Annotated in this window: 23 protein-coding genes, 1 pseudogene and 1 riboswitch; of the genes and pseudogenes, 22 read left to right on the forward strand and 2 right to left on the reverse strand. The window is 31.7% G+C overall.

What is annotated here, in order from left to right; all coding sequences use genetic code 11:
* The first annotated feature begins 433 nt into the window (after window positions 1-433).
* The 9 genes and pseudogenes from MKX82_RS27550 (at window position 434) to MKX82_RS27590 (ending at window position 9,753) form a co-directional block, all read left to right on the forward strand.
* Window positions 434-784, forward strand: coding sequence for a DUF6018 family natural product bioysynthesis protein (locus MKX82_RS27550; RefSeq protein WP_341081761.1), 351 nt, complete (start codon window positions 434-436; stop codon window positions 782-784).
* A 137-nt stretch (window positions 785-921) separates the two neighbouring features.
* Window positions 922-1,365 (forward strand): single-stranded DNA-binding protein, encoded by a 444-nt coding sequence (locus tag MKX82_RS27555; protein ID WP_341081763.1) that lies wholly within the window; start codon window positions 922-924, stop codon window positions 1,363-1,365.
* A 67-nt stretch (window positions 1,366-1,432) separates the two neighbouring features.
* Window positions 1,433-1,744, forward strand: coding sequence for a hypothetical protein (locus MKX82_RS27560; protein ID WP_341081765.1), 312 nt, complete (start codon window positions 1,433-1,435; stop codon window positions 1,742-1,744).
* 724 nt (window positions 1,745-2,468) lie between these two features.
* A pseudogene (ltrA, locus tag MKX82_RS27565) lies at window positions 2,469-4,261 on the forward strand (group II intron reverse transcriptase/maturase).
* A gap of 63 nt (window positions 4,262-4,324) precedes the next feature.
* Complete coding sequence (locus MKX82_RS27570) at window positions 4,325-5,413, forward strand: DUF6094 domain-containing protein (protein WP_341081768.1); 1,089 nt, start codon at window positions 4,325-4,327, stop codon at window positions 5,411-5,413.
* A 61-nt stretch (window positions 5,414-5,474) separates the two neighbouring features.
* Window positions 5,475-5,714: a hypothetical protein gene (locus MKX82_RS27575; protein WP_341081769.1), complete on the forward strand. Its 240-nt coding sequence runs from the start codon at window positions 5,475-5,477 to the stop codon at window positions 5,712-5,714.
* A gap of 85 nt (window positions 5,715-5,799) precedes the next feature.
* Window positions 5,800-7,524, forward strand: coding sequence for an LPD1 domain-containing protein (locus tag MKX82_RS27580; RefSeq protein ID WP_341081770.1), 1,725 nt, complete (start codon window positions 5,800-5,802; stop codon window positions 7,522-7,524).
* Window positions 7,525-7,805: 281 nt separating this feature from the next.
* Window positions 7,806-8,597: a hypothetical protein gene (locus MKX82_RS27585; protein ID WP_341081772.1), complete on the forward strand. Its 792-nt coding sequence runs from the start codon at window positions 7,806-7,808 to the stop codon at window positions 8,595-8,597.
* Between the two features lie 732 nt (window positions 8,598-9,329).
* Window positions 9,330-9,413, forward strand: a riboswitch (cyclic di-GMP riboswitch).
* Between the two features lie 55 nt (window positions 9,414-9,468).
* Window positions 9,469-9,753 (forward strand): hypothetical protein, encoded by a 285-nt coding sequence (locus MKX82_RS27590; RefSeq protein WP_341081773.1) that lies wholly within the window; start codon window positions 9,469-9,471, stop codon window positions 9,751-9,753.
* Window positions 9,754-9,787: 34 nt separating this feature from the next.
* Here MKX82_RS27590 and MKX82_RS27595 read toward each other — a convergent pair whose 3' ends face one another.
* A complete protein-coding gene (locus MKX82_RS27595) occupies window positions 9,788-10,771 on the reverse strand; it encodes a replication initiation protein (RefSeq protein ID WP_341081774.1) in 984 nt (327 codons plus the stop codon).
* Window positions 10,772-11,504: 733 nt separating this feature from the next.
* Here MKX82_RS27595 and MKX82_RS27600 point away from each other — a divergent pair.
* The 11 genes from MKX82_RS27600 to MKX82_RS27650 all read left to right on the forward strand — a co-directional run bounded on the left by MKX82_RS27600 (window position 11,505) and on the right by MKX82_RS27650 (window position 22,325).
* Window positions 11,505-12,551 carry a DnaA N-terminal domain-containing protein gene (locus tag MKX82_RS27600; RefSeq protein ID WP_341081777.1) on the forward strand — a complete coding sequence of 349 codons (1,047 nt, stop codon included), beginning with the start codon at window positions 11,505-11,507 and terminating at the stop codon, window positions 12,549-12,551.
* Between the two features lie 139 nt (window positions 12,552-12,690).
* A complete protein-coding gene (locus tag MKX82_RS27605) occupies window positions 12,691-13,221 on the forward strand; it encodes an RsfA family transcriptional regulator (RefSeq protein WP_341081780.1) in 531 nt (176 codons plus the stop codon).
* A 191-nt stretch (window positions 13,222-13,412) separates the two neighbouring features.
* The gene (locus tag MKX82_RS27610) at window positions 13,413-14,213 is read left to right on the forward strand and encodes a restriction endonuclease (protein ID WP_341081782.1); all 801 of its coding nucleotides are present in this window, start codon (window positions 13,413-13,415) and stop codon (window positions 14,211-14,213) included.
* A gap of 222 nt (window positions 14,214-14,435) precedes the next feature.
* The gene (locus MKX82_RS27615) at window positions 14,436-14,789 is read left to right on the forward strand and encodes a hypothetical protein (RefSeq protein WP_341081785.1); all 354 of its coding nucleotides are present in this window, start codon (window positions 14,436-14,438) and stop codon (window positions 14,787-14,789) included.
* A gap of 250 nt (window positions 14,790-15,039) precedes the next feature.
* Window positions 15,040-17,217 (forward strand): YecA family protein, encoded by a 2,178-nt coding sequence (locus MKX82_RS27620; RefSeq protein WP_341081787.1) that lies wholly within the window; start codon window positions 15,040-15,042, stop codon window positions 17,215-17,217.
* Window positions 17,218-17,337: 120 nt separating this feature from the next.
* Window positions 17,338-18,399 (forward strand): hypothetical protein, encoded by a 1,062-nt coding sequence (locus MKX82_RS27625; protein WP_341081790.1) that lies wholly within the window; start codon window positions 17,338-17,340, stop codon window positions 18,397-18,399.
* Between the two features lie 483 nt (window positions 18,400-18,882).
* The gene (locus MKX82_RS27630) at window positions 18,883-19,443 is read left to right on the forward strand and encodes a hypothetical protein (RefSeq protein ID WP_341081792.1); all 561 of its coding nucleotides are present in this window, start codon (window positions 18,883-18,885) and stop codon (window positions 19,441-19,443) included.
* 103 nt (window positions 19,444-19,546) lie between these two features.
* Window positions 19,547-19,798 (forward strand): hypothetical protein, encoded by a 252-nt coding sequence (locus MKX82_RS27635; RefSeq protein ID WP_341081795.1) that lies wholly within the window; start codon window positions 19,547-19,549, stop codon window positions 19,796-19,798.
* Between the two features lie 195 nt (window positions 19,799-19,993).
* Window positions 19,994-20,932 (forward strand): SMI1/KNR4 family protein, encoded by a 939-nt coding sequence (locus tag MKX82_RS27640; protein WP_341081797.1) that lies wholly within the window; start codon window positions 19,994-19,996, stop codon window positions 20,930-20,932.
* Between the two features lie 174 nt (window positions 20,933-21,106).
* Window positions 21,107-21,994 (forward strand): DUF4240 domain-containing protein, encoded by an 888-nt coding sequence (locus tag MKX82_RS27645; RefSeq protein ID WP_341081799.1) that lies wholly within the window; start codon window positions 21,107-21,109, stop codon window positions 21,992-21,994.
* 76 nt (window positions 21,995-22,070) lie between these two features.
* The gene (locus tag MKX82_RS27650) at window positions 22,071-22,325 is read left to right on the forward strand and encodes a hypothetical protein (protein ID WP_341081801.1); all 255 of its coding nucleotides are present in this window, start codon (window positions 22,071-22,073) and stop codon (window positions 22,323-22,325) included.
* Between the two features lie 268 nt (window positions 22,326-22,593).
* Here the strand turns inward: MKX82_RS27650 and MKX82_RS27655 are convergent, their stop codons facing one another.
* The gene (locus MKX82_RS27655) at window positions 22,594-22,770 is read right to left on the reverse strand and encodes a hypothetical protein (protein ID WP_341081802.1); all 177 of its coding nucleotides are present in this window, start codon (window positions 22,768-22,770) and stop codon (window positions 22,594-22,596) included.
* Between the two features lie 175 nt (window positions 22,771-22,945).
* Between MKX82_RS27655 and MKX82_RS27660 the strand changes: the two genes are divergently transcribed.
* Window positions 22,946-23,686: a DUF5694 domain-containing protein gene (locus MKX82_RS27660; protein WP_341081804.1), complete on the forward strand. Its 741-nt coding sequence runs from the start codon at window positions 22,946-22,948 to the stop codon at window positions 23,684-23,686.
* Between the two features lie 353 nt (window positions 23,687-24,039).
* A complete protein-coding gene (locus tag MKX82_RS27665) occupies window positions 24,040-24,495 on the forward strand; it encodes a helix-turn-helix domain-containing protein (protein ID WP_341081805.1) in 456 nt (151 codons plus the stop codon).
* Window positions 24,496-25,275: the final 780 nt, after the last annotated feature.

Raw genomic sequence — 25,275 nt, forward strand, 5'->3', positions numbered from 1 at the left:
GGAATAAAGTTATGTTGTACTTAAAGACATAATAGGTTTTTTGAATAGTTACTGCTTCTTTATAATAATCGGTTTAGTGAAAGATGTGCCTAATTTGAATATGCACGGATCTTGTGGTACATTTTTTTGTTGTCCTTTGTCTATTGACATACGAGTCATCTACACTATGTAGCGTATAATTATCAATGTTGATTATATGTATAAAATAAATATTGGTTGAACATCACGAATAGAAATAGTAAAATTAATTTATAAATATATTTTATTTTTGATTTTTCAGCAACCACCTTTTGGTTAGCAGGTATAAATAATTAAACGCAGCGTCCTTTGGGATCGTACTTAATAGCATTTTTATGCTTATTAAACGAACTCTCAGGGCGCTTTTTTGCGTTTGCTTATAAATAAATTTTATAAAAGAGAGGAATGGATAAAAATGGAAACAGCTACTAACAAATTAACAATGAATTATGAGGTATTTGAGGATTGTAGAAGGAATATGGAGACGGTTATTGTTTATGAAAGAACTACACGGATGAGTGCGGAGATTATTTTTAAAAATGGAGACCGCCGCATTTATCACGCTAAGTCCGAATCAAAAAAATATGCCATTAAAGAGGTTGCTATTTTCGTTGAGTCTATTGAACAAGCTATTGGTGAAAAGGTTATGTGGAGGCTTAAAGGAGAGAAACAATATAACTTCAGTACTAATTATCATGGAAATGAAAATGAAAGTTTGCCTGCTCGAATGAAAAAAGCTATTCTTGGCTATTTCTTCGATATTTGATTTAGTGCAGATAAAAGAGGTTAGAAGAATTGAATAGAGACGCTGACTATATAATTGTTGGGTGTGTTAAAAATTATGTTTCCTTATAAGAGAGACATAATTTTTTATTTGCAAAAAAATGAAATGAGGAATTTATTATGAAAAACTATACATCACTAATTGGAAGATTAACTAAAGATCCTGTAATGCAAGGAAATGAGGAAAACCCAGTTTGTAAGTTTACACTAGCTGTTCAAAGAGGCTTTAGCAAGCAAGGAGAGCAAGATAATTGTGATTTCATCCCTATTAAAGCATTTAAAGGGAAAAGCCTTGCTAATACTTGCTATAAACATTTTAAAAAAGGTATGCAAGTAGGCATCGTAGCTAGATTACAAAGTAGTACTTATACAGAGAACAATCAAAGAAAATTTTCTTTGGATGTTGTAGCAGAGGATATCTTATTTTTAGAACCTAAAAACTCATCCTCATCTAATAGCTCTAATAGCTATTCAAACAACAACAAATATAATAACGATATTCCAAATGAAGATCCTTTTGAGAATGCTAACTATTATAGCGGAAAGAATCCTTGGGATAATTAAGTTATTAAGGAATTTAAAACGTTCATTCTAATGTAGAATGAACGTTTTTCTATTAACGGAGGTCTTTATGAAATTATATATAGAGAATTATAAAGTACTACAACCATTCTTGGATAAGGCAAGTGAATACCTTCCTTTTCTTTACTACAGAGCAATAGTTACTGCTTGCGAGGAGAAGGAAAGGAGTTTAAAGGTCATTGTATTAACACACCTAAAAACCTTATATACCAAATCAAAGATTACAGAGAAGCAACTCAATGAGCTGGTTACGTTATTAGATGATTTTAGCGACCCTTACCAGGAATTCATTGAGAACAATTGTACCAATAGAGGTTGGAAAGATATCAAAGCACAGTACTTAGGAGGAATATTAGTATGAGTCATGTTGGGAATAAAAGTGCGACACGTTGACCTATAAACTTGTGTCTCTAAAGTGAAAAGGTCGGCTGTCAGTAGATAGCTAACTGTTGTCTTGAATTATGAAATGAGGGATTTAACCGCCCCGAAGCATAATCGCTAAGACTCCTGCATGCATTAGTTGAAGCCAAAATTAATTAGTGTATGAAGCCAGGTGAAGTCGGCAGAAGTACTTCCCAATGCTGAAAGGTAATGGAAGTACGATATGCCGGGCGTCCACAAAGCATCTATGGTGAGAATTGTTTCTACGGAAACTGACGAACCTTTGAAAGTACACATCTAGAGCCGAAATGGTTAGGAATAACCATCCTGTTATAGCGGGGTCTGTGAGGATGAGTAAGACTTTTTGTTATGAAAATCCTTAGCACTATATAGGAGTGTTCAAGCAGACAGGTGTAAAGAAGGCACCTAAGGATGTATGTATGGATAAAGACAATGGAACGTGGGAAGCGATTGACGTGGAGGAATTGGCTCCTTTGAAGCGGTTCTATGGAAAAGATAACCTTATCTATAACATAGATTGACAATCGTGAAAGTGGTGGCATGGTACTGATGAAGCTATAGAAATATAGCTGAGGGACGGCCACTAGTCTGATTAATAAATAATAGAAACAAATCTAGCGGTAAGCAATCGGTTAAGACTCAGTAGGTGAAATCTCAATAAAGGGAGAGTAACAAACTTACCAATGTCAAATGCAGTTAGATTTTCTGAGTACTATAATCTGCAACCAGTATTTGATGAACTTTATGCTAAATCTTCAAATGGAGAGCTGTTCCACACCCTGATGGATTTAATCATCGGTAGGGAAAACCTCCTATTAGCATATAGAACAATCAAATCCAATACAGGAAGTAAAACAAAAGGTACGGATGGTTTAACTATTCATGACTATAAAGTCCTTGATGAAGATTCGTTCATCAACAGAATCAGAAATAGATTCTTGGACTTTAAACCTGATAGTGTAAGAAGGGTCTTTATTGACAAAGTCAATGGCTCAAAAAGACCACTCGGAATCCCTCCATGGAAGACCGATTAATTCAACAAGCTATCAAACAAATTCTTGAGCCCATCTGTGAGGCGAAATTCTATAAACACTCTTATGGATTTAGACCCAATCGCTCTACTCACCATGCACTTGGAAGAGCAGCAAACCTTATTAATGTGGGAAAATGTCACTTTGTTGTAGACATTGATATCAAAGGATTCTTCGACAATGTTAACCACAACAAATTAATCCGACAACTCTACACATTAGGGATAAGGGATAAACAGATACTAGCGGTAATCAAGAAAATGCTTAGAGCAGAGATTGAGGGAGAAGGCAAAGCCAAGAAGGGAGTTCCACAGGGTGGAATTTTATCTCCATTACTTTCAAACATAGTTCTTAACGAACTTGACCACTGGATATCAAATCAATGGGAAAACTTTAGAACTCTACTTGCATATCCTAAGAACTCCAACAAATGGAGAGCACTCAAGAAAACCAACCTAAAAGAAGGATGGCTTGTAAGATATGCGGATGACTTCAAGGTTTTTACTAAAGATAGAGAATCCGCCGAAAGATGGTTCTATGCTATTAAAGACTTCCTCAAAATTAGATTAGGTCTAGATATATCTAAAGAGAAGTCTAAGATTACAAATCTTAGGAAACGAAAGTCCGAATTCCTAGGCTTTTCAATGAGAGCTGTTAAGAAAAGAAATACTCGAGTTGCTTACACAAACATAAGCGACAAGAAGAAAGAGGATATCATTCAGTCACTTAGGGAAAGGACCAAACAGCTATGGTCTAACCATAGTCGGAAACAAGCATATGCATTCAATTCTTATCTAAGAGGAATTCATAACTATTTCCAAGTTGCCACCCATGTTTCGAGTGATATGAAACTTATCGCCTACCGAGTCCACCGTTGCATTTGGAATCGACTTAAAAAGCGAGGACTATATGGACAGTTTAAAGTCCGAGGATATGAAAGATACAACTATCACACTTTCAAAATAGGAGATGTGCCCCTTATACCGGTACCGGCAGTGAAGAGTACAATCCCCCTATCGTTTAATCAAAATATCACTGATTACACGACTGTTGGAAGAGAACTGAATGCAAAGGTCAACCTAATATACAACATGCGCAAAGCGGTTAATATCCTTGCGAAGACGTATATACCTGAAAGAACCATTCAGTACAACGATAATCGTATCTCAAAGTTCAGTGCATCCAGAGGAAAATGCCATGTCACTGGTATTGACCTTAGTAATGAATTAGAAAATTATCACTGTCATCATATAATCCCTCTATGTCTTGGAGGTAATGATGAATTTGATAATCTAGTCGTTTTGCACAAACAGGTTCATATCCTGGTTCATACTCGGAAAGAAGAGACCATTAAAAAATACATGCAAATACTTAAAATTAATGAAAAGCAGATTAAGAAATTAAACAAACTGCGTTCAGCATGTAAACTAGAACCTATTATTTAAAATTGTCAGAGGGAACGCCGTATGAAGGGAAACTTTCACGTACGGTGTGGAGCGGGGGAAAAGGTGGAGATTACATCAAAACCTTACCTATCGCTATTACGTAGTGGTTTCTTTGCAACTCCAGAAACACAAGGGCAAAATTTAATAGATTTGTTAAGTGTAACAGGCAGTGGTGTCTGGTTCGATCCAACATGTGGAGAAGGCAAAATACTTCACCAGCTATCACAAGCTTTTCAGTCCGATGATTGTCTGATTTCAACATATGGAGTGGAATTAGACAAACAAAGAGCAGCTAAAGCACAGGAGTTATTACATCATTGTATTAATGCTCCTATAGAAAGCATGGTGATACAAAACGACGCTATATCACTTCTATATTTAAACCCACCATATGATTACAGTATGAAGGGAATGGAAGACGATTCTGCTGATCGTAAGGAATGGAGCGAGTTATATCGTAACACTCGTTACTTAGCTGAAAGAGGATTAATGATTTACGTTATTCCTTCTTATCGTTTTGCAGATAAACAGATTGCCAGATTTCTAGCAACCCAATTTTTTGATGTTGGGATTATGCGATTTTCGGATGAAGATTATGATGACTTTAGACAATGTATCTTTATCGGAAAAAAGAAAAGCGGCAAAGTAAAGGAAATTAATAAGAATTTATATGAATTTCTGCTAAATATGGACTCTGAATCTTTTGTTCAAACAAAGGTTAATTCAATTGACCAAATTATAAGGGCAAATAAAAAATGGGAAGTTCCCTCAGGTATTCAGGAAATAAAAACTTTCTACACAAAACTTGCTAACAAAGGTGATTTTGTGGAGGGGATAAAAAATAGTAAAGGATTTACTGCTTTTATCAATCGGTCTAAGCCAAGACAGTTGGCTATTGGGGGAGATCCTATTCTACCTTTAAACCAAGGTCAGTTATCGCTTTTAATGGCAAGTGGAGCAATCAACGGAGAACTTGGAGAAGGAGATAGTTATCATCTAGTCCAAGGATTAGAGATTGTTTCTAAAGTTGTAGAGACTGAAGTGAAAACTCATGATAACGGTAGTAAAACAACTATTACTAAAACGAGGACTAAAAGGGATGTTTCAGTTAAATTAATTAGCCCTAATGGTGTTATAAGAAAGTTAGTTTAATAAGATTAGCTAGTATATTTGAACATATAGAGATAGAAGGAGCAATGAAATATTTACGGAGATGAACAGTAGAAAACGATTGTTCCATAAATCTTTGGATGAAATGGCAGTTGCTATGTTTGTAGACCATTTTGAAGATGAAAAGGAATTTGAAATTATTGAAGGACAAAAACAATTGATTTTTAATGGCCAAGTAATAAACGACATTTATTTAAGTCCGTGTTTAAGATTTACTGTAGAACCTACGCAGTATTATGGATTAACGAATGAAGAAATTACCGAATTAGCAGAAAAGAAGTAATTTCCCCAATAGAATAAAGAATTTAGAAAGAGGATTAGCGGTATAACCACTAGTCCTTTTTTATATAACTCAGGAGGAAAAATTAATGACCAATCAATTAAGTTTATTTATGGATATGGAGCAAAACAATACTGAAATCAGAGACATTAGAACCGATAAACAAACTACAAATAAGGTTTCTTATGATGTAGGAGAGCTAATAAATGGTTCCAGAAAAGAACTTGCAGAGCTTCGAAAAGCATTTGAAGAAAAGCAAAGCAGTGAACTACTAGAGGAAATCGAAAAGGTAAATCCTCTTTTATCAGAGGAACTCATTTCCAAACAACAATTCTTCAAGCATTTCTCCTTAGAGAATGAAAAGGCAAAAGGAACAGAACCGGCAATTGCTAAACTAAAGCAATTAATCCTTAATCGTGTTGATAAAGTACCAGCAAACCAAACAAGAGAAGGACGGAAAGCCTTTATGATAGCAGCCCAATATTTATTGAGTTGTATGGAAGAGCTTCGAGGGATTGACGATGTAGCCCCTTTTATCAATCGCCTTGGAAAAGAATTAAATACGGAAAGACGACAAAAGGAAGCATACCTTGGACCTGCTCGATTAAGTGTTTTAGGGGGGGAATTTAGAGACTTTTATTTAAAGCGTGGCTATCAAAGTAGCTTTAAAACAGCCTTCTTAATAAACACCTGGGATGAGTTATTAAATAAAAACACAGCTGCTAAACCAAAGAAGAAATCTTCTTCTTGGTTTAGAGAACTACCAGAAAGACCTGACAGAACAGGAGGCCACCCTAGTTACATCGAAAAACCAGAAGACTTAATCTCCTTTTTTGGATTTAGAGGCGTTCAGTTTGGTAACTATGTAGATGATGAAAAAGCTATGGAGCATCTAATTCGTTCTTCAGATGCTATGATGGATTTAGCTGACATTTTAGGTAGTAGTTCTAAATCTCTTTCTTTAGACGGTACGTTGGCAATGGCATATGGTGCTAGAGGAAGAGGAGGACAGGCACTTGCACACTATGAACCTCTCTCTCGAGTAATTAATATGACTAAGAATAAAGGATCTTTAGGGGTATTGGCTCACGAATGGTGGCATGCTCTTGATCATTATATCTATTGTTTAAGCCATGGAGATACCTCTAGAAGGGGATATGCTTCCAATGTAGATACTTTGGGTTCCTATATAGATATTAGGGTTAAAAACGCATATGAAGAGTTGGTAACGGCAATCAGGAGCGGAAATAGCATTGCATATATCAAAAACACTAATAGTACAGGTGTTTCGTATAGAGGCTTAGAGTTTAGAAAGATCTATAGAAATCATAACAGAGACCTTTTAGCTAGCATGGAAGAGTATACTGAAATGCAAAAAATAGATTTGGAAGAGTCACTTGAGATGGAAAAATATTATGGCATAGGTGACATTGCAGAAAAGAAAAAGAAATTAATAACGATACAACAAAGAGATTTAAAAAAGTTTGCCTTGTCCTTAGCTTGGCTTCATGAAAAGGAAACTGGAGATAGAGTGGAAAAGATACCTTATCCTTCACAAGTCTCTAACTATGTTTTAGCATCTATGAAGCTAGACAAAGGGAAAAAGCCATATTGGGCTGATATTATTGAACTTACTGCGAGGGCTTTTGAAAGCTATATTCAGGATAAACTCCTTGCTAGTAATCGTGTAAGTGATTACCTCGTAGCAGGCACAAAAGACCCCATTGCGTTTCCAATAGGGATAGAAAGGGAGGCGATCAACAAGCAGTTTGAATACCTTCTTACGTTATTAAGGGAACAGGAGATAATATAAGTTTTTTAGATGCTACGTGTATAAAAAGGCTAATTATGGTAAAATAGTAGCGGTTCTTTTGAACCAACACTTTTATGATAACTACTAAACAGGAGGATTTTGATTGGGTACAGCAGTGTGGCAACTACTTAACATTGGTATTTTCGGACTTTTAGTTTACCTAATTGTTTATGTTCTATTTCTAAGAAAAAAACAAAAAGATTAATTTCAATAGGATTTTCGAAGGCGACTTATTATCAAGTCGCTTTCGCTATAAATAAATAACATGGAGGTTTTATTTTATGATGAACCCTTTCGTTAAAAGGATGAAGGACAAAAAAAGACTTGGTAGTAATAGAATGATGTTTATGACCCTTATAGGGGGATTATTAATTTTCATCTTATTTATACCCTTATTTATATTTGGGATATTTATTAACGCCTTAATGAGTATAAAGCTCGGCATACATTCTATTGGTATAAAAATTACTATAGTATCATTGATAGCTTTATGTATAGTAATCTTAATTGATCAATATTATAAAAGACCCAATAAATACTATGTGAGAAAGATAAAACCTGAAGAGATTAAAGGAAAAAAACTGATACATTATAGTAATCGTATATCAAAAGAAGACTATGAGTATTATCTAGCTACAGGAAAAGTAAAATTGAAAGCAATTCCTAGTGCCAAATCAAATTATGTAATGAGATTTAAGGATAAAAGAAAAAACTATATTTGGTTTCACCAAGAGGAGAAGGATAATGAGCCTTCTTTCCATTCCTTTTTCTTTAGTCACATGCATGAAAATGTTCCAAGGAAATATAAAGTTATAATAGAAGCTGATGATATTAATCCTTCTAATATATTTATAAGACCTGGCAATAACAATATCATCGTGTTAGGTGATATTGAAGTAGATGCAAGAATTGAGACTGAATTCAAATACTTAAATGATAAATTTTATTTAAAAACTCTACTTTGGGGTAGCATAGCCACTTACAATCCTAAAAGCTATTACTCTTCATTTCAGCAAATATTTGGAAGCTTAATAGATTATTATGAAAAAAGAAAAAGGGGAAGTAAAAATTAAACTGAAGTTTGTATAGATAATAAAAAAGATAAAGGATTAGCATAGTACTAATCCTTTATCTATCTACGTGATTAATTTTATACCACTCAAATTAACAATTCTCCATACATATGATAACCACCTTCTTAAACCTCTCTATGCTAGGCAACACTTAAAGCTAGTAAAAAGTAAATTATCCATCTAGTAAATTAGTAATAAAAGTAATTAAAAAAATGGTAAACTAGGTATAAAGTTATAAAGTTTAGGAGGGCTTAAAAATTAGAAATCGATTATTAAACTGTAGGTCATGTGGAAAACCTATTTCCAGAAATGCAATTCTTTGCCCAAATTGTGGAGATAAAAGACCACAAGGTGCTAGTTGCCTAACAATTATAGGAATTGCAATTATTATATTTTTTGTTGGGAATCTTGTTGTGGGATGGATAGGAAGCTTATAGGGAGGCTTGCTATCTTTTCAACTTTGATAAGTTCTTTGAAGAGAAGGTATAACCATTTTATGGCCCTCCCCCAAAAGGTGAGGGCTTGTTTGCATTAATTAAGTTACTATAACAAGAAAACTATACAATAAAAAAATTACTAACCTATCTTAAATAATATAATAGGTATATTTATTTCAGCCTGTTTTCCAGAGAAGAAAAAGTAGCTCCCGAGAAAAGAGAAAATACTAAAAAAAGTTTTTAAAAAATAGAATTGCATTTTGGTAAAAACTGAATATAATATAGGTATAAAGTCACTATACTTAGAAGCGATGAAAAATCATCTTTATTTGGGCGCTTGGATGATTTGTAGCTAGTAGCGCAACCGGCTAATTAAACTTATGTTTAGTTGGCTTTTTTTGTGGTATGGAATACAAAAAAGAGGATGATAACTAGTGGCAAATGAGCAATATACATTAAAAAAAACATGTTTCAATAATACAGAAGAAAATAAATTAGTAGAATTATACTCTTTGTCGAAGGAAAGTATAAAAGAAGTAAATAAAAGAACCTTCCATGAGGTAACAATATTAATGTCTGCAATAAGAGAAGAATCACCAGCAAGATCGAGTTTGATGGAAGAAAAAGAAGTTACAGTTTCACAAGAAATTGCGTTCTCACTATGTTCAGATATTGAAGAATCTTTATTTATTAATAAAGTCGAATTACTGATAAACTGAGGTAAAACAATAAAAGGCACCTTTTAGAAGGTGCCTAAATTAGTTTACTCTTACTTTCTTCATACAGTTTTTCAGTTATTTCAACGCCTTGCTCTTCCCATATCTTTTTAGATTCATCTTCATCGAAATATTTCTTCAAGATTTCTAAAGCGTCATTTCTATGCATATAATGTGGTATCTTCTCTATTCTAGTAACTTTCCTTTTAGGTAACTTACTCATAATAAATTCCCGGATAGCCTTCTCAAGAAGAATGGTTTTATCCTCAAATAAATCAAGTTGTTCATCATGGTTAGTTCCCATTGTTGGCGGCACTTTAGAAATGTAACCCACTGGATTTCTAATAGAATTATCGTACTTTATGGTATTCATCAATTCAATAATATTGTTCTTACCATAATCAAGCCAGCCATTTATAACTTTTTTATTTAAATTCAATCCCATTTCTAGACCCAGCCGCTGAATATCATTTACATCTTGGGAATCCTTTTTTTCCTCAATTTCTGCTACATTTTCAGCAGAATAGTTTGTTTTTATTTTAAACTTTATTTTATGTATAGAGCGTCCTTTTCTAATTGTATCGTATGTAAAGGAGATATCTGTTTTCTTAGCAATTTCATTTTGAGCATGATCAATTACTCTCTGCCTAAAATTAATCCAGACTGGATATTTATCTTGGACTCCAAGCTTAGCCCTTAGCTCTTCAACAGTAAAGGTTCTCTCAGTTAACCCTTCATAACTTTTTAAAAGCTCGTATAAACGAATAGAGTAGTTGCTACGCAGGTGTAAAATATTACCTAGTTTATACCTAGTAAATTTCTGATTTAATAAAAGGAAGAAAGGTTTTAAGTCCGGATCAAAGCGAACTGTTACTGAACCCTCATTTACATTATAAGTTGCCTTAGATAACCATGCTATTCGAGTTGGTTTACCTTCGTGGTTAATAAATAAAAAGGGTTGCATTAATTGAGTTGTTATCTTATCGACCTCTTTATATAAATTCTTCGACTTTGGAACCAATTAAATTTCCAAATTGTTTAATCGAGAATGTATACGTTTGGAAGTCCTTATCACTGGGGTGTATATTTCACCAAGATTTGACCCCAAAAGTGTTGTGTTTACGCCCCAAAAATGTTGTGCTCTACCCCAAAAGTGTTGTGCTTATATACCCTAAAAGTGTTGTGCCTTTACCCCAAAAACGTTGTGCTTTTACCCCAAAGTGTTGTACTTTATTTCTCCAAACCTTACAGTCCCAACAGTTCCACAGGACCATAAACAAGATTAAACAAGTATAAACAAGTTAAATATATTTATATAAACAAGCACAAACAGAAATAAGTGTTTTAGATATTATTAAATAATAATCTACTATATTTTCAAACCCCAAAAGTGTTGTGTTTATTACAACATCTAGACTTTTATTACTCTTTATTCATAATGATAGGTTTGAGATTTATAGAAAAATATGTTTTAATTATAGAAACAATAGTATACGGATAAAGGGAAGGACCCTACAATGAAAAACCGTGCATATAGCTACGGTAGTTTTGTTGTGGGGTCCTTTTTTCTATATGCTATACTAAAAAAAACCACCTATAATTCATTAACCTACCAGTTTAGGACCTGTGGTTAATTGAAATGACAAGCGGTTTCTTCTTAATTATTCGTTGAGTTTATTCTATCATATAAACATTTAATTTCAAGAAAAAACCTACAGATATGTCTTTATAGGTAAGATCTGGAGGAAACAGCTATGGAAAATGAGCAATTAAACTTAAAAGGGAAAAATGATAAATTAGAGTATTATAGAATGATTGATACTGGAAACTTTGAACAAAGAATGAAGTTAATAAAACAGGATGAGAAAAAACTAACTTACTTTGTCCCAGAACAAGATAAAGTGATCTATTCAGAAAACGAGGTTAGAAAGTTTTCCTTAGATGCTTATGGTGAAAACATCCCCTATATTGATGGAGAACTTACCATTCTAAATAACTATTTATTTGACTATTGGGGATATTTTATAAATGCAGAGGGATTAGCATTATATGCTCATCTAAAAAGATATGCTTACGGAAATAAAGATTGGTGTTTCCCGAATTTTGAAATGATTAGCCTTAAAATGAATAAATCAAGACCTACTATTCATGCTTATTTAGATATATTAGAGAGGTATGGATTTGTCTATAAATTTAATGTTATCAATCGTTCAAGAGAAAGAGAGGAAGGCCCGATTTTTAAAATCAGAAAAAAAGTGCCTCTAATAACAAAAGCATTAATTGAGGGGAATAAGGAATTAGTTCTACCAGATAATGCTCCGGCACATATTAAGAAAGCAATTAAAAAGGAGAGGGAAGGACTTCCTAAAAAGTTAAGGTTAGAACATGACAAATATGTAAAAGAAATGATTCAAAACAATGAAAGAATAACCATTGAAGAACAAATGGACTTTGAAGAAATATACCGTGTATGGCAGCAATATGGGGAACTTATTAAGAGTAGTAAAAAATCTCAAACATTAAATGCAGAAGTGGTACTTAATCATGAAACAACTGCAATGGAGAAGCACGAAGAAAATCTACTTAATTATCTGCTTACATATGTTTCTAAAAGAATTTCCAAACCTTCATTTGATACTTGGTTTAATGGTATTTCATTAAAAGTGTTGGACAGAAACTGCAGTATACTGGCTCCTAATGAGTTTTGTAAAGATTGGTTGGAAAATAAGTATGCAGATCTGATTTCTAATGCCATTAGAGAATATGATGAATCAATCGATCTTATAGTAATTCAACAATAAAAGTAAGGATGTGCCATTTTGGCACATCCTTTTTTACATTCTGTATAGTGTTTTTTTTGCTAAATAAAGTAACATAATTAAGTCTTACTTTCCTAGTACATGAATATTATGTATTAAAAACACTAGGAGGTAAATTCTTATGTCACCAACAAGACAAGATGCTTGGTCACAAGAAGAAGACATACTATTAGCTGAAGTTGTACTACGTTGTATTAGAGATGGAAGTACACAACTTCAAGCGTTTGAAGAGGTTGGGAAACAGTTATCTCGTACGAGTGCAGCCTGTGGTTTTAGGTGGAATTCCTATGTAAGAAAGCAATATAAAGAAGAAATAGAGGTAGCAAAAGCCCAAAGAAAACAACTTAAAAAAGGTATAATTTTAGTTGAGGATGCTAATATTGAACCTGTCGACGAACAGAACAATGGGAAACAAGAAATAGATAATGAATTTAAAAAAATACTTCTTTATTTAGAAGAGGTCTATAATAAATCGAAAAAGTATGAACAGCTGAAAACCAGGAATAATCATGAAACAGAATTGAAGGGAAAAATTAATGAGTTAATTAATATAAATAATGTTTTGCAGATGGAATTAGATTCTAAAGAAGAAGCATATAAAGGGTTAGTGGATCTAATGGAACAAGCTAGAAAGATGGTTGAGCTAAAATAAATTAAATAAAGGAAATAAGAAAAGGGTTTGCCATTGAGGCATACCCTTTTCTTATTTCAATAAAAATAAACTCAAATAAACTATGTGATATGTAATAAATTTCCTCCGGAAAATTAGTTATTGTATAGTTACAAATATCTGGCTATAAGTTACTATTTAGTTATAAAAAACAAATAACAAGGGGTTACATAATGGGAAGTACATATAAAAAGAAATCAAAAGGTATTGCTTATTTATTATGGCTTTTCTTGGGCTTGCTGGGTGGACATCGTTTTTATATGGGAGATTACGGAAAAGGTGTTGCTATGGCATTAACCTGTGGTGGTTTTATGTTCTGGTGGGCTTCAGACTTCTTTTCCATTAGCAGACGGGTTTATACCAAGAACATTGAGTTACAAAGGCTAGAGCAAAATAGAAGAGCAGAAGAGTTTAGATTAGAAAATTTAAGAAGGCAAGAAGAGATTAAATTACAAAACCAAATCAGACAAGACTCCATAAGATTGCACCATGAAGAAATGCGTCTATGGAATCTCAAAAAAGCAGAAGAAATTAGATTAGAAAGCTTAAGAAAAGAAGAAGAAATCAAGTTGCAGAATCAATTAAGGGAGCAAAGAATCCGAGAATCCGGCATTTTTCAAATAGACGAAATGTCAGGAGAAGATTTTGAAGATTTTCTTTATGTTTTGTATAAAGATCAAGGATATAACGTAAAAAAAACACCAACAACAGGAGATTATGGTGCGGATCTCATCTTAACTAAAAATAACAGAAAAATAGCTGTACAGGCAAAACGCTATAAAGATAAAGTCGGTGTTAGTGCAATTCAAGAAATATATTCTGCTAAAGGTTATTATGATGCAGATGAGTGTTGGGTTGTAACTAATAGTATGTATACGGAAAATGCTGTAAAGCTTGCTGCTTCTAACGGTGTAGTATTAATTGATAGAAACAAGCTGATTGGATACTTAGTTGAAAAGAATCAAGGTGCTTAAATTGTAACTTAAACCTGTAGAGAAAATTATTATTCTCTTTTATATGGTAATCATGTATTATACATATTGGTTTTATATTACTTTCTTATAGATTTGTTATTGAGAAGCATTTTTGCTTCTCTTTAATTTGTTAAAAGAGAAAACCTAACTAAATATACGGAGGAGCAACATTGAATCGGATATCAACTGAATTCATTAGATGAATCTACTGATTCAGCTGCTGTGGTAATAAAAGCTCCATACGATACTTACGTCATGATTACTACTTCTGAATCTGATAAAGAAATTGTAAATAAGCCTACTTATGCAAATTATTTAAGCAGCAGATATGGTAGACATAGTAAAGATGGTAAAACAACTGAAATCGACACATCTAACTTTATAGATTCATTCTTAAGGGACAATATTGTTTACTTAGTTGAATATACTCCTGAAGATGTAAAACGTAAAAAGGTATATGGTGGTTTGGTTTCCATTAATGATAAATTGTATAACTTTGATATCTTCTTAGGAAACAATGAATATTCTGATGAAGTTTATGAAACATCAATTGCAGTTCTTGCTGAACTAAAATAAAGCTTAAGAAGAGGACTCCAGATATATTTGGAGTTTTTTGTTTTGTGTCATAACTTAAGAGTTACTGATAATGTCCTATGGTACTAACTCAGCAGCAGTGAACATGCTTGAAAATAATAAAAGAATAAAAAAAGCAGCCAGGTAATTCCTTGCTGTTTGTTTTGTATATAATAGGAAATAGATAATCCTACTATATAAGCTTAAAAGCTTATTTGTTTCAAATACATAAGCAAACTAAGGAGAACTCATAATGAATCTTACAAAATTAAGAACTGCTATAAATGAATTTAATGCACAAGAGGCATCAACAATCCTCGTTAACTTGTATATAGAAAATCCTGATAATTTCAAAAAGAGTTTACTTTTAAGTAATAGTTTACCTGAGCCCTTAGGAAGATCATTTTCAGATAAGAAATTAAATACGCTTAGCCTAGCATTTCTTCTTGCAGGAAAGCAGTTAATTGACAAAGATGTTGATATTAGAAAATATGTTAGTGAATATTCACAAATAACTCAAGCAATCAAAATTATTAGGGGAAATACTAAAAGTAATGAAGAGCTATTGAAAGAAAACACTTTTTTTGAATACTCACTTTCTGAGCAGCTACAAATGTTTTGTATCTATATAGAAGATCAATCCAGATTATCACAAAACTTACTTATAAATGATAAAAACTTTAGAAACGGAATGGAGAATGAAGTAGCAAAATTTAATGTTGATGATGTAGAAGGTATTAAAATATCTGAAACTGACAGAATGGAAGCATTAATTGAGATTGCAAACACTTTATTTAGATTTTTGTATTATAAAAGTGGAAATGATATAGAGAATACACTAGTTGAAAGTAAAAGTGAAATTATACCTTATAATATACAAAGTTTCGAGGAAATTATAAAACTTTCACTTCAAAAAAATTTACTAGTTGATATTTGGGGGAAATTTAAATTTAGAGAATGGAAGCTAGAAAAATTAAGAAGAAATGATACCGAATATTACGTTTTTATTCCTAACTCAAAAGATGACTTTAAAAAGGAACGAATTGCAATAAATAGGTATCTATATCGAGATCATATTAATGTTCAGCAAAGTAATTTAAAGTATTTCAAAGAAAATCAAAAATCTTCAGCGTATATGGATACAATATCTAGAAATTTAGATGTGAATGATATACAAAATATATTTAAACTAGAAAAGAGAGAATTTTTTCAAGCCAGCATATTATTTAGAAATTTAATAGGAGGCCAGTTATCGGCATTAGATGATATTTATCGAGATCTTGAACAAGATGGCATTAAAATATCTGAACTTTTTAAAGGATTTGAATATCTGTTTACCATTGCAATGATTTATAAAAATGCAGTATTAAAAGAATTCGATCAGGACGATATTGCACAGTATAAAAAATTATCTCCATTAACAGACAAAGAAAATCTTATTACTCATTTTTCTTATTTATACGATATAGACTTTGTAATTGCAGAGAAGATGATTAATATATTTATTTTTTCTAATAAACCATTACTAGATGTTTTTTCTCAGCCTTTGATTTATGCAGGGGGAAACAAAGTAATTTTCTGCCCAAGTCTAATATTACAAATGAATACTGTAAGAATAATTGAAATGTTAGTTGCAAGCTGGAAAAAAAAGATTTCAAATAAGGGGAAAATATACGAGGAGCAATTAAGATATATTCTATCCTTTAATCCACACATTCAAGTTAATACAAATAAGATTGAATTTAAAGCATTTGATGGTAGAGATGTGGAATTTGATTTCATTGGATTATTTGAAGATCATCTACTGTTAATTGAATTTAAACACTTACAGATTCCATATGAAGATAAAATTAAGAGAAATGCATTAGGAACCATAGATGTTGGTATTGAACAAGTTAATAGAAGAGAAGCTATCATAAATAATGATAATGATTGGGTAAAAATAAAAGAAAAATGTAGTTTTGACTTACCAGATAATCCACCAAAAAAAATTATTAAATTACTTTGTACAAATATATTAGATTTTACTACTATTATACGTGAAGGTGTTGAAATTATTGACTCATCTTCACTATTAAAATTTTTTATGTCACCTGAAGTAAAAGGTTTTGCCATTGGAAATGAAATTAACGAATCATTATACCAAAATCTTTGGAAAGGCAAATTTCCAACAGTTGAAGAATTTAAATTATTTTTGGATTGTCCTGTAGCTGTAAAACCATTTATAGATTGTTACGAGGGCGTACTTAAGCCGTTAACGAAAATAAAAGAAGAAGACTATAATATTAGTTTTTTTGACTATAGTCTAACAAAAGATCCATATGAAAATATAAATAAAAAAATATTAATAAATAATAAGAATAAAGTTGGAAGAAATGAACCATGTACATGTGGGAGTGGAAAAAAATCCAAAAAATGTTGTTGGCGATAAAATCTGTAAGCAAGAATGGTAATCTAGATGATTTATTAATTAACCCTAGTTCAACTTTTTAAATAGTAAGTAAATTACTCTAAATGTTTAAATTTTAATAAATAATAAGGAGCTATATATATGGGTTCATACTCAGATGCTTTAGAAGTATTTAGGCAGCAACAAAATGAGATGAAAAAGATATTAAATTCACCAGCTATACAATCCATTCAAGATTTAAATGATATGATGAGATTTACGGCATTGGATGTAATTAAGGAGCAAGATACTTTACTTCGTCAGATAGCTGATATAAAAGTGTTTGATACTGATATTAGTAAAAACTTTAGTGCTTTTTCCTATCTACCACAGGATTATACACTTTGGTATGAAAAGTCTTCTTTGTGGGACTCATTCAATCACATTAATAGTACTGTTACTCAACTTGCCAATGCTTTTTCAACAAATGCACAAGGATTAGTAAATGATTTAACGAAGTCAATAAATACTTTGCAATTAGGAAGTTTATTCGATGATATAACTATCGATACATTAAGCGTTTTTAATGATTTTCTAGAAGATTATAATAATGTAGATTTTCAGCAAATAGCTACAGATATAAGTTATGAATCAACCCTTCTGGATGTAGATGTAGATGCAAATAAAACAGGAAGTATGACAAGGGAAGAATTAAGATTGGAGATTGTATCAGCTATACAATCAGCACAATCTGGAATTACTAAAGAAATGAGACCAGCTGAAAGGTTGAAATCCTTCATAACTGATGTTATGCAAAGCATCGGGCAAGACTTAGCTAAATGGGTAGTAATGTTATTAATATTATTAATGGCACAATATTTCTCGAAAATTATAGCTGGTAATCACGATTATGAAATAGGCAAACAGATAAGTGAAAAGATTGGTGAAACTGAATTAGTTTCTTCAGTTAAAAAGGTGTTTTCCAAAAATCATGAAATAGAGAAGCCTTTAGGTGACATGGCTTTTCTTCGTACTGACAGTCATTTGCGAACAAGACCAAACAAACAATCTCATTTAGTTTCCAAAGATGCTGTTTCCCGTAATACTGTTGTCTTTCCAATTGAAAAGAAAGGGAATTGGATTTTGGTTGAGGTTGAAACAAAAAATCATTTTGTTATTGGCTGGGTTCAGGAATCTAAGGTAATTAAATTTAAAGTAGATTAAAACTTTACCTAACCAAGATAAATGAAAGAAAATACTATGAGAGTTAGGTTCATAAATAATAAAGACTATCAAGTAAACAATTAATGTATACCGATTCATAAAAAATAAGGTTGCTGCATCTGCGCGGCTCCTTTTTTTAGTTTATGCTACAAAAAAGAAGAATGTATTTAAGGAGGCTTTGCTGAATAAGAAAATGGACGTTAAAGAAGAAATCCGTAAAACTAATTTCTTTATGAATTGGTTTTGGTTTATTTTATGATGTGTCATAACTTAAACCTTATGATAAAGGTTTGGTTTTTTTAGTCTTTTGAATCTCTACCTTATGTTAGTAATTATTACATATATTGTTAGGTAAATGTTACTAAATATACCAAATTATATTGAAAAACACTAAAACTTATATATACTTGTTAATGCGGCCGTTATTTAATTATTCTTAAAAGTAAAATTAATCAGATAACAAATAAACCAGGGGGACTCTTAATGAAGAAAATATTATTTTTATTAATGGCAGTTTTAGTTTTTGCAACTCCTATATCTGCGTTTGCATCTAATAATCATTCGGATTACGAAAGACCAAAAATCGGAGAGGTAAAGACTTTTGATGTTGGGCCTGAGGGTAGTGATGGTTCTTTCGTTGGAATACCAACAATAAACAAAGTTGAATCCCAAGCTGCATTATCTAATACTACAGTAAGTGCAAAAGCTGCTTATTGGGGTACAATAACTACAAAGGCTACAGGATATACAAATTCTTTAGATTTAGATTGGCAAGCTACTTTTAACGATTATATTAGCGGAGGAATACTTACAGCTGATTTGTATAAGTGGGAAGCTGGCAGAGGATGGTATCTTGATGGAATGCATACCGAAGAATACATTTATAGTTCATCTCTTAAAAATCCACGAGGGCAATTTACCTTTAATAACTTAAAATCTGGCAAGTATAAAGTTGTAGTTTATGGTGAATTCATAGGTAGAAATACAACATTTATGATGCTGGAAGTTCCAGAGTCAAATGAAACATGGGTAGGAGTTCTTTAATTAGGTGATAAACTTGCTATCTAAGATAGCAAGTTTTTGTTTAGTGTATAGCTATGATAAAATGAATGAACTACTATTAAATATGATGAGGGGGTTCTTATTTGTGTTAGATAAACATTTTCTTAATAAAAAATGTGAGGCGAATAATTGTCAATTAAGAGGTAGTCGCCCCTTAAGGAATTGGAACCGAACAGAAATGAATTGGTATTGTGAAGAGCACTTCTTTGAATATGTTTCAATAAGGGAAAAAAAGTTAGATGCTTTTATTAAAAAAAATAGAGACCCTGAACAGAGGAAAAATCTTAGTGAAGAGGAATTAAAATTGTACAAATTTTTTACGGAAGAAAGTTCTTAATGCCAATTATAATAATTGGCATTTTATTTGTATAGAAGTGACGTATCTTAATTGTTACTGATGATGTCTTGTAGTACTAACATGGCAGGTTAGTTTAATAAGAAAAAACTATATTTATTGATTCAATAGAGGATTTTACTAATATTAATCGAAATTACTCATAGTTATTTATCCGGAAGCATCATGGAGGAAGAAATGAAGAAAGTAATAAACATGGTTAATCAAAGTTCGAAAGTGGCAGGTGTGTCGTTACTTGAATTGAAAAAAGCAGAAAAAGAAATTGGTGCTATGTTTCCAGAGGAATACAAAGAACTCTTTTTAGAAACAAATGGCGCAAAATTTGGTGATTGGACTTTATTCCCTATCCAAACTAAGGATCAATCAGTACTATCAATTGATATTGTAAAACATAATCGAGAGAACAGACCGACAAATATGCCAAGTGATATAGTTTGTATAGGGGAAAATATCAATGGTGATAAACTTTGCTACCGTATTAGAAAGAGATTTATGCAGGAACTAATCTTTATTTGGAGTGATAAAACTGGATTAAGTGATTGTAAAGCATCAACTTTAACCGAATTTATTGATTGGTATGTACCGAAAGTAAGTAATAAGCCTAAAACAGTTGGTACTTTTACAGTAGAAAGTGGAAAGTTATTTGTAACCGATCCCAGTTATCTGGAGGATGAAGAAGACCTTCAAATCATACTTTCTAATGGGAAAAATGGGAAATGGACAGCAAGTATTAATTACAATGATGAAGAAGTCGTTGAAAGCCTCCTTGTATTTTATGGAGAAAAGATATCAAGTGGAAAATGGCATGAATGTGATAAACCAATTGGGGTTGACTCGGCACAAGCTGGAATATTTGATCTTGCAGTATTCGGTAACGATGATGCCATCAATTATGAAGTGAAAAATATTAATGACATAGAGATAGACGAAGTTGGATTAAAATATTATGTTGCATGTTGTGATATGGTTGCTTCTGATGCACAAGGAGGAGTTGTTCCTAGTGGTGCGGTTTCAATGTCTGGATATGGTGACGGAATGTACGAGGTGAAAGTAAAATATAACCTTTCTAAAGAGGTTGTTGGTGTGAAGATTGAATTTGGAGATGATGAGGGTTAATATCACTCTGCACAAACGGATTAAAAATACTTTTTCTTGTTCAAATATAAAGGGGGAGAAAATATTATTTGGCTGCTTAGGCAGCTTTTTTGATTGGTCCCCTAATATCCGCAGTTTACATGACGAATTTGTTAATGATTTGGGGCTTTTAATAATAACGAGAGAAGGAGCTATATGAAATTAACATTAGGCGATATATATGCAGTACCACTTCCAAATAAATTCTTTGCAGCAATTAAGATTATTAGTATCAGTGGTAAAGATACATTAGTAAAGACAACCCCATATATAGACACTAGTATACCCGAAATTACAAATCCACTTTTACAGGAAACATTAAGAAATAATAGGTTTTTTTATAATAATTTACCTGCGATTAAATGGGTAAGTGGAGAATTACCAAAAGGGTTTATTTTTATAGGGAATATTCCTTTAACTGATATAGAGAGAAAATGTAGATCTAGTACTTTCAGTGAATCATGGAGTTTTGTAGGGCATGATGTTTTCGATGAATGGAGATATATTCACGATAGAGAAGCACTTGAAAAGGAGATAGAAGAGCTGGAAAAAAAAGAAATGATGGATGAAAATATTAAAAAACATAAAGAAGTGAATCTTATGAATGATTCGAATTTTTGGACACTTGTGTCTTTAATTAATGGTACAAAGCAGATAAAGGAAGGAATCCAACTCCTAATAACAGAATTGGCAAAACTTAAGGTGAAAGAAATCAAATTATTCGAAGAAACACTATCTTTTAAATTATATCTTCTTGATACAAAAGACCATGCATGTTATTTTGGTGACCATTCCTTTCGGGAAGAGAAACCAAATACTTTCTCCGTAGATTTATTCCTTTATGCGAGGTGCGCTGCTGTTAGCAGAGGAGAAAAAATATATAATGTAATATTAGATAATCCTAAATTAATGCCGAAGAATGAGTTTCTTGAAGAGCTATTAGATGTAACAAGTGCAGCATATGAAGAAAAGAAAGGTAAGGAATTTATTTTTAATGCTACTTATGACTATGAAACCTTCTCTAATAAAAATGGGTGGTCTTAAAATAGCTCTAGTAAACATAATAACGGCTGCCTTATAGCGATATGCATAGGCATCTGTGATGAGGGGGGGAGTATACGTGAATATAGATAAACATTTTCTTAATAAAAAATGCGAAGTGAATCATTGTCAATTAAGGGGTAGCCGTCCCTTAAAGAATTGGAAGAGGACAGAAATGAATTGGTATTGTGAAGAACACTTTCTTGAATATGCTGCATCAAGAAATCAAAAGTTAAGTGCTTTTATTGAAAAAAATAGAGATCCTGAACAGAGGAAAAGTCTTAGTGAGGAACAATTAAAATTGTACAAACATTACACGGAAGAAAATTCTTGATGCCAATTATTATAATTGGCATTTTATTTGTATTATGAGTGGCATAACTTAATGGTTACTGAGGATTTCTTGTGGTACTAAAAAGGCAGTTTAGTCTAAGAAGAATATTTTAAAAGCATATAAAATACGCCTTTTATTTTCTATTGCAACTTTTTCTTAGGAACTTAAAATGTTAATCTTATTTTAGAAAGTAGGTGTATGATGAAAGATACATATTTTTTAAAATTTCCATGTGCTGAATTATGCTCACAAGATGGAATGTCTTCGTTTAAGATTTATAGTTATGAATATGCTTATCCCGATGCGGATAACAAGAATGATTTGGATTGGCATAATTTATTCTTCTGAAATGTGGAAGTGATCCCTTGAAATCTTGTTCTCTTAGGATTGGGATTACTACTTGTTTTAAAGCATTATCCATTTTCTTTCTTTCAATTGAGGCCATTCCATTACTCCTTAGAATGATTTTTCTTACTTAAATTACGATTTATGTTTTTATTTTAGTTTATTTTTGTTTGTAGAACAATCGAGGAAGTATAGTTTAACAATGATTTAAACAGGATAATTATGGAAGAGTGTAGAATGTCTTAATTGGTAAATGGAATGGAGGGGAAAAATTAATGCGAAAACCGAGAATTCTTGTTCTTGGAACTACACATTTAAGTAATCCGGATAATGGAGATTTATTTAAAATAAAAACGGATGACATTTTGAGCGAACAAAAGCAAATAGAAATAAAAGGTGTGGTAGATTCTTTAAAGGCATTCAAACCAACAAAGATTTCATTAGAAATTTTACCAGAAGATAGTGGATATATAAATGAAACTTATCAAGACTTTCTACTTGGGAACTACGCCTTAACTAGAACTGAGTATCATCAAATTGGTTTCCGATTAGCTAAAGAAATGAATCACAAGCAAGTATTTTGTGTTGATTGGAATAATCCAGACCCAGATATTCCAGATATAGAATTATGGACTAAGGAACACAGTTCAGATAAATATAATAAAAATATAAAGGAAATGGAAGACACAGTTGCAAAAATTCAAGATCTGTTGAGTAATCATTCAATAAGGGATTTATTATTATATCTTAATCATAATGATTTCAACAAACAAAACCAAAGATTTTATATGAATCTTGCTCTAGTTGGTAATAAAAGCAATCCTGTGGGTGCTATGTGGACAGCTAAGTATTGGTATTATAGGAATTTAATCATATATAAAAACTTGGTTGAACTGATTGACTCGGATGTTGAAAGAATTTTTGTTTTATACGGTTCAGGACATCTTCATTTACTTAATCAGTTTTTAAATGAAAGTGGTCTATTTGAAGTGGAGAAGGTAGCAGATTATTTATAATTGTTTTTCTAATATATACTTGGTTAACAACAAGTTTGTATATAAGTATCTTGAGGCATTAATCCAATAGGATTAATGCCTTTATTTCTACTGGGACTATAGTGGCTCTATATCTGTTAAAAATCTTATTGAAGAAACAGGGGAGTCTTCCTGAAATATAGTAACTCTAAAAGGGCGAGTTTGTGAAGGAATGTACTTAAAGAAACGGGGGCATTAGTTTAAGAAGATATTCCCAGTATCAGCAGGTATTTTAATGTACTTATCTTTTAAACTATAAAACACCTCCTCAGTTGCAGTATTTAAATACAATTTGATATTATTGATTTTTAGAATATAAATGTGAGGATAAAGTTATGAATGACTTTAATAGGGAATTAGGTAATAAAATATATTCATACAGAAAAGCAATTAATATGACTACAACCCAACTTGCTGAATTGTCTGGAACGTCCCAGGGGAATATAAGTAAAATTGAGAATGGTGTTGTCACAGTTACTATTCAATTATTAATTAAAATTTGTGAATCATTAGGGGTAACTCTTATAGATGTTCTACCTGGAGAAAATTTCGGGAATAATCAAATTAGTGATGCTAACCGACTGCAAATTCTTACTATTTTGAATAACATATCGGAGGATGACTTAAACATTATCCTAGCCTTTCTGAAAAAAGTTAAAAAAACAGATATAACTTCAGCATTAAAAGGAATTATCGCAATAGTCGATATATTCGGAAATCTGAAAGAAAACGAAACTGAACTTTTACATTCATTATTTGAAACAATCATCATTAAAACAAAAGATAAATGAATATCAAGCAGAGTCAAATTCTGCTTGATATTTTTATTTATAAGTGTCATAACTTAATAGTTTTGAGTAACAAATGAAAATCAATAAACCAAGGGAATATAGCATGGTTATAACTTATGATTATAAGTAGTAAGTATAATCTGTTATAAAATCACTAATTGATAAAAATTTTTAAGGCAGGGTTAAAATTTTTTTTACCTTGCCTTAAAAATTTTTTAAGGTATAGGTTAATAAATTTTTAAAGTATTAATTTTCATAGGTTAAAAAATTTTTAAGGTATATATTTAACATCATTTCATAGATTAAAGAATTTTTAAGGTATGATAGGTTAAAAATTTTTTTAGGTGTCCTTAAAAAATTTTTAACCAGAATAAATACAAGGGTAATAAAAACAATATATTTAATTATTATATATAGTAAAATCGTAGGTGAAATTAATCCGAAAAGAAACTTGTCCAATTCTTTTAAACAGGATATAATACCCATATAATAATTTTACATTTTGTTTTTTTTTGCAATCCGTTTTTAGGATTAGCTGGCATATATTAACGTACAGCCTTTGTGGTTGATGAATAAGAATAGCTGAAATCTAGCTGTTTTCTATCATTGACTTCAAAGGCTTTTTTGCGTTTATGGAAATTGATGAAGGTGGTTAAAACAGAGATTGGGAGTTTCCTAGTTTCTTTTTATATAAGCAAACAAGAGAGAGGATGATAAGCATGGCTAATAGCTGTGAGAAAAAATTAGAGTTTTATAAAGGTCAGGTATTACATTATGGTC

Origin of the sequence: Niallia sp. FSL R7-0271 (assembly GCF_038005785.1) — a bacterium.
Taxonomy (GTDB): domain Bacteria; phylum Bacillota; class Bacilli; order Bacillales; family Cytobacillaceae; genus Niallia.

Excerpts from the sequence above, each read along its gene's own strand:
- MKX82_RS27550 (WP_341081761.1), top strand. The coding sequence starts at position 434 with ATGGAAACAGCTACTAACAAATTAACAATGAATTATGAGGTATTTGAG.
- MKX82_RS27610 (WP_341081782.1), top strand. The coding sequence starts at position 13,413 with ATGGGAAGTACATATAAAAAGAAATCAAAAGGTATTGCTTATTTATTA.
- MKX82_RS27560 (WP_341081765.1), top strand. The coding sequence starts at position 1,433 with ATGAAATTATATATAGAGAATTATAAAGTACTACAACCATTCTTGGAT.
- MKX82_RS27600 (WP_341081777.1), top strand. The coding sequence starts at position 11,505 with ATGGAAAATGAGCAATTAAACTTAAAAGGGAAAAATGATAAATTAGAG.
- MKX82_RS27625 (WP_341081790.1), top strand. The coding sequence starts at position 17,338 with ATGGGTTCATACTCAGATGCTTTAGAAGTATTTAGGCAGCAACAAAAT.
- MKX82_RS27640 (WP_341081797.1), top strand. The coding sequence starts at position 19,994 with ATGAAGAAAGTAATAAACATGGTTAATCAAAGTTCGAAAGTGGCAGGT.
- MKX82_RS27605 (WP_341081780.1), top strand. The coding sequence starts at position 12,691 with ATGTCACCAACAAGACAAGATGCTTGGTCACAAGAAGAAGACATACTA.
- MKX82_RS27660 (WP_341081804.1), top strand. The coding sequence starts at position 22,946 with ATGCGAAAACCGAGAATTCTTGTTCTTGGAACTACACATTTAAGTAAT.
- MKX82_RS27575 (WP_341081769.1), top strand. The coding sequence starts at position 5,475 with ATGAACAGTAGAAAACGATTGTTCCATAAATCTTTGGATGAAATGGCA.
- MKX82_RS27585 (WP_341081772.1), top strand. The coding sequence starts at position 7,806 with ATGATGAACCCTTTCGTTAAAAGGATGAAGGACAAAAAAAGACTTGGT.
- MKX82_RS27630 (WP_341081792.1), top strand. The coding sequence starts at position 18,883 with ATGAAGAAAATATTATTTTTATTAATGGCAGTTTTAGTTTTTGCAACT.
- MKX82_RS27580 (WP_341081770.1), top strand. The coding sequence starts at position 5,800 with ATGACCAATCAATTAAGTTTATTTATGGATATGGAGCAAAACAATACT.
- MKX82_RS27665 (WP_341081805.1), top strand. The coding sequence starts at position 24,040 with ATGAATGACTTTAATAGGGAATTAGGTAATAAAATATATTCATACAGA.
- MKX82_RS27620 (WP_341081787.1), top strand. The coding sequence starts at position 15,040 with ATGAATCTTACAAAATTAAGAACTGCTATAAATGAATTTAATGCACAA.
- MKX82_RS27555 (WP_341081763.1), top strand. The coding sequence starts at position 922 with ATGAAAAACTATACATCACTAATTGGAAGATTAACTAAAGATCCTGTA.
- MKX82_RS27655 (WP_341081802.1), bottom strand. The coding sequence starts at position 22,770 with ATGGCCTCAATTGAAAGAAAGAAAATGGATAATGCTTTAAAACAAGTA.
- MKX82_RS27645 (WP_341081799.1), top strand. The coding sequence starts at position 21,107 with ATGAAATTAACATTAGGCGATATATATGCAGTACCACTTCCAAATAAA.